The 5,204-nt window shown below is 42.7% G+C and carries 4 protein-coding genes; all 4 read right to left on the reverse strand.

What is annotated here, in order from left to right; genetic code table 11:
- Positions 1-27 precede the first annotated feature (27 nt).
- The 4 genes from RDS42_RS12340 to RDS42_RS12355 are packed head-to-tail and all read right to left on the reverse strand — an operon-like array spanning position 28 to position 4,843.
- Complete coding sequence (locus RDS42_RS12340) at positions 28-2,271, reverse strand: ATP-dependent RecD-like DNA helicase (RefSeq protein ID WP_308783923.1); 2,244 nt, start codon at positions 2,269-2,271, stop codon at positions 28-30.
- Positions 2,249-2,650, reverse strand: a complete 402-nt coding sequence (locus RDS42_RS12345) for a DUF4406 domain-containing protein (protein WP_308783924.1) — start codon at positions 2,648-2,650, stop codon at positions 2,249-2,251. The genes RDS42_RS12340 and RDS42_RS12345 overlap by 23 nt, the downstream gene beginning before the upstream one ends.
- Positions 2,650-3,687, reverse strand: coding sequence for a lambda-exonuclease family protein (locus RDS42_RS12350; RefSeq protein WP_308783925.1), 1,038 nt, complete (start codon positions 3,685-3,687; stop codon positions 2,650-2,652). Before RDS42_RS12350 ends, RDS42_RS12345 begins: the two co-directional genes overlap by 1 nt.
- Before the next feature lie 13 nt (positions 3,688-3,700).
- Positions 3,701-4,843 carry a transposase gene (locus RDS42_RS12355; protein WP_173904353.1) on the reverse strand — a complete coding sequence of 381 codons (1,143 nt, stop codon included), beginning with the start codon at positions 4,841-4,843 and terminating at the stop codon, positions 3,701-3,703.
- Positions 4,844-5,204 lie beyond the last annotated feature (361 nt).

Consider the following 5,204-nt stretch of genomic DNA (forward strand, 5'->3'; position numbering starts at 1 on the left):
AATCTTGGTCATTTTTAGAAAAAATTTTTAAACTGCCAGTCGTAATTGCTCCATTTTCGGCTGACGCTGCGTCGGTTTCTGATATATATCACAATAATATCGGATCCGTTCTGCCAGTATGGTATTCCTCGTACCGGTACTTTCCTGTTTGATAGCTACCGTAATCGCCTTTTTCTCTCCTACAAGATAAACCTTCTGTTTGGCTCTGGTGATTCCGGTATACAGGATATTTCGTTTCAGCATCTTGTAAAATGCCCACACCCAGGGAATAATCACTACCTGGCACTCATTTCCCTGACTCTTATGGATGGTGATTGCATTTGCGTGTTCCACCATATCCATTTGGTCTGCTTCATATAACACGCTGCGTCCATCCGGAAATACGATTCTGGCAAGTGGGTTGCTATCCTCATCTTTAGATATTTCGGTAAGAATCCCCATATCCCCATTACTGGCAACTTCCGTATTCTTATTTTGGAGAACTTTGTCCCCTTCCCGGAAGATATGGTCATGGATATGGAGTTCCTTTTTCCCAGAGATGGGTGGATTCACCAAATCTTGTATGGTTCTATTGATTTCTATTACCCCTGCGGCACTTCGCACCTTATAAGGTGACAAAATCTGCACCTGATCCATGCCATGTACTGCAAGTTCTTTTACATACAATTCCTTAACAATTTGAGCTGCCTCTTCTGCACCTTTGCAGGCAATCATCTGGAAGTCTTCCCCTTCTATCAAGTCAGTACGTCCTTGCTGCATCAACTTTGCATTAAGAGCAATGTTGCTGTTTTTCCCCTGTCGGTATACTAAATCTAAAGTTGTTACCGGGATCTTCCCACACAGAATCAACTGACGGAACACTTCTCCGGCTCCAACAGAAGGAAGCTGATGGATGTCTCCTACCAGAAGCACTCTGGCACTTGGTTTTACTTTACTGAAAAATTCATAAGCGAGGTGCATATCCACCATGGAAAACTCATCTACGTTTACAAATTCTGCGGATAATTCCTCCAGCATCGGTTCATATTCATCATCGCCATAAAGCCCTAATGCCATGTGCATCGTGCTGGACTCTTCATGTCCTGTACTTTCTGCCATCCTTCTTGCAGCTCGTCCCGTCGGTGCCATGAGTTGTACTTCCGTTTTGTATTTCTCCTTATGGATATACAAAATAACTTTTAAAACCGTTGTCTTGCCGGTTCCCGGACCTCCGGTAATAATGCTGATAGGACTTCTAAACACCATACGGACCGCCTCTTTCTGACAGTCCGATAACGTAATGCCCAGAACCCTCTGTGCCTCTTCCAGTTCTTTTTCTATGGATTCAGCCGGAATCTGTTTCATCAGTCTCTTTGCAATCATCATAGCTGTCCTTCGTTCTTCCTCATACTGTGTTACCCGGTAAATCCGGTCATCATCCACAACAATACTATGCTGTACCGCTAACCGATACAAAACACCATTTATTTCCGACTCTGTGATCTGATCAAGTGTCTGGTCTTCATTGAGAAGATTTAAGACGCTTTTGATCAGTGCATCCTGTTTCAAATACAGATGTCCGTTCTGACGCATTTCTTCGTTCAGCACATAACTGATACAGCCAGAAATCCGCATGGGATCATTGGGCGATGCTCCGCATTGTCTTGCAATCGCATCCACTGTAAGAAAGCCAAAGCCTTTGACATGAAACAGGGCATACGGCTGTTTGCGGATAATCTCCATCGAACGGTCCTGATATTGTTTCAGGATCATATTTACCTTCTTGGGTGTCACATGAAAAGGAGCTAAAAAGGTCATCAATTCCCGGAATACCTGGTTCTTCCCAAAGGATTCCATGATGCCATCCAGCTTTTTCTTTGAAATCCCCCGTACCTTCAGTAACTTCTCCGGTGTCTTTTCCATAATTTCCAACGTATTCAATCCAAACTGATCGACAATACGTTCCGCCATTTTCGGTCCAACACCTTTTACAGAACCGCAGGAAAGGTATCCTAAGATACCCTCCCTGGTTCTTGGTACAACTTCCAAAAAGCTTTCCACCTTATATTGAAGTCCATGAGTACTGGATTCCCAGTTTCCCTCCATCTCCACTTCAATTTCATCCGAAAGCGGAAGATCATAACCGATGGCAGTAAACGCAATGACTTTCTTTGCAGACCAGAATTTGTCTCTGGCAGACAAAGGAACGCTAGTATCCTGGGTAGAAAAAACAGCTATGGTATACCCATTCTCCTCATTTTGAAAAATCTTACGTATGAATCTGCACCTCATCGTTTATTTCCCTCCAATTTTCTATCTTTATCAATTCACTGGGATACTTGATTCCGTCGTACCAGTACACCTCCTTGCCTTTTTCAAATGCAGCCTTTATCTCGCCTGCCATTCCGGCGCTTATATACGGTCCGCAGACAACCAACACATCACACAACGTAAGCAGGATCATACCAATCTGTAACGCTGCCTCCCGTTCTTCTGGAATCTCATCATCCAACATAAGGGGAAGATGTGCATGGGATGCAAAAGTACGACAATGATAAAGCCGTTTGATCTGCATCAGATAAAACTTCGCTTTTTCCATATTCTGCTGTCTGACTTCTTTTGTAGTCGCAGACAGCGGGGAGCAGATATATGCTCTTTTTCCATCTAACATTACGCTGCCTCCTTCTTAATCCGAAATGTCCGGCTCTCTGAGGTACTGGCGTATTCCTCATAAATATCCGGATGCTGGATCTTTAATTTCTCCATCTGTTCTTTTCCAATCTGAGTACGGATGGTTGGATTATATGTGATCTTGTAACGAGAGCTTCCGTCCTCCATCACTGCTTTGCAGCCCTGGCCGAGAAGTTCCACAAAAGGAACACTCAATGCTTTTTGCTCTGCATCAATTTCCTTTTTTCTTCGTTCCAACTGTGATTTTTCCTCCGCTAACATCAGAAAGCGCTCCAAGCTTCTTGACTCCAGCCCGGAAATCGTGATTTCAGGAATGGTCTTATCCGCAAAACCTTTGTACCTCCGGATACTGGCTAAAACCAGATCTGCTTTCCCGTTATAAGGCGGCTCCACCTTTTTCTCCACATACTCATTCCAGAAGTACTCTTCCTGGTCAATCAGTTCCTGTTCTTCCATCTCGTCACGCTCCAAGGAACGGTAAACAAATTCATTCTCATTATTTCCGTACAAGCAGGCGATATAGGCTTTCTTGATGTTCATCACTGCCATATAATGCCTTACCTGAAGAACATAGTTTTCTGGGATTCCGTCATCTGCCCATTTATCTTTGGCATTGTAATTACAGGTTTTACATTCCAAGATTCCGATACTTCCATCCGGAAACCGGATAAAATAATCTACATCTGCAAGCATGAACGGATAGAAGGGATGCCGGAACATCTTCCGGACAGGAAAAACTTCTAATCCAGTCTTTTTTGAGAAGATCATGGCTACCAGATCTTCCAAACGATGTCCCACTTCTTTTGCCACCCAGTTACTTTCTCCTTCATCAATCATTGGTTTTACACCAATTTTGTCGTAATAGAGATCTTTTATGGTTGCAAAGGGTGAGATTCCCATAATAGCGGCTACATCACTTCCACCAATCCCAAGTCTTCGGTAATCCAGCCATTCCTCTCTTGTAAGTGGCTCAATATTTACAACAACTTCCGGTTCATAATTCAATGCTAAACTCATTTCTTTGTCCTCCTTATAATTTGATTGCTCCAATAACGTCAAATGCCTTCCAATCCATAGATAATGTTCTGGCAATATCTTCTTCCAGTTTTAGAATTCGGCTTCCGGAAAAACCTTCACAAGCTGCAAAGAAAGATGCTTCATTGATGGCATAGTAAAGGTCATGAGCCGTACAAGGATCTTCTCCATACTGGGCAACATATTGTTCTACTACTTCGTTACGAATCTTCTGGCTGATCTTAATTTCCTTCATTACCAGATGCAGACAATTTACCGGATTTTCAATTTCAATATCCATCAAAGAAGAAATTCCATTCATTGCCTCCTGATACCTTGAAAAAATCTTGTCCAGATTCTTCCGGAAATCCTGAAGTGTTGCTCCCTTGTCATGAGACAGTTTAATCGGACTCCCTAAACTAATCGTGCGGTTGTTTGTTTTTGACGTCATCATCGGATACAGATTTGCACCACTGGCTGCCACATCTGAAGTAGTAAGCCTGAGTGCCGGTGCAAGAGCCTTATCTTCCAGGTCATGATCCTTTAATGCCTGTCGGTAGGTATCCAAAAGTTCCTGATTTCCTTCCAATGTCCACATAGCGGATGCAATGGAATGGTCGTAGGTTCCAGAACCTTCCAGATAAGCGCTGCCACTAAAATGTGCCTTCAGATAATCACAGGTCATAGAAAATACTGCCTCCATATCAAGGACGCAATAATCATGCTCATCTCCTCCATGTACAGCAGATACCTTCCCATCTGCTATTTTAATCAGTGCATCTCCTCTTGCGACTTTCAGACAATAATTGATTACTTTCGCATAAGTAGCCTTTTCAAGCTTCCGTAAACCTGTACCGCTGACACCGGCTCTTTTCAAGATCGTGTGCATAGCACAATCCCGGACAGGATACACTTCCCCATTGATCTTTAATACCAACTGGGTATTTTTCTCCGTATCCTCTACAATTCCTTCCAGTTGCTTTGTACAGGCTTTCTCAATCGTTTCCGCCTCTTTCTCAAGGGGAACCAGCCGCAGCATCCTGGTCGGCTTACGGATCCATTGGGAAGCCTTCGCCCGTTCTGCCAGAAATTCCAGCATTTCCTTTGTGTTTGCAAATGTCGTTTCAAACGCATCTGCATAGATTCTTGTTTCATTCATTTGTGTGTACCACCTTTCTTAAAATATGTTTTATTCCATAAACAGCCCATGCTGTATCTGGCATTTTCTAAAACGCCCTATATTTAGGCACAAAAAAAGGAATGAAAAGAGAACCTGATATTCTCTGGTCATTCCTGATTTACTGGTATTCTTACCAAAAAACAAAAGTGCCGCTATTGTCCATAACAGACAGATAGTGACACTTTATACAAACATAAACAACTTATGCAGACAGCTTTTTCAGCCGTCTTTGAGTTTTGGGATTCTGACAAATCCACAAACTCCCCATAACGGGTATGCATAAAAATAAACTATATCAGTATACTAGCACAAGATATAGTGATTGTCAATTTATATAATT

The organism is uncultured Blautia sp. (assembly GCF_902497045.1).
In the GTDB taxonomy this organism is placed as follows: domain Bacteria; phylum Bacillota; class Clostridia; order Lachnospirales; family Lachnospiraceae; genus Blautia_A.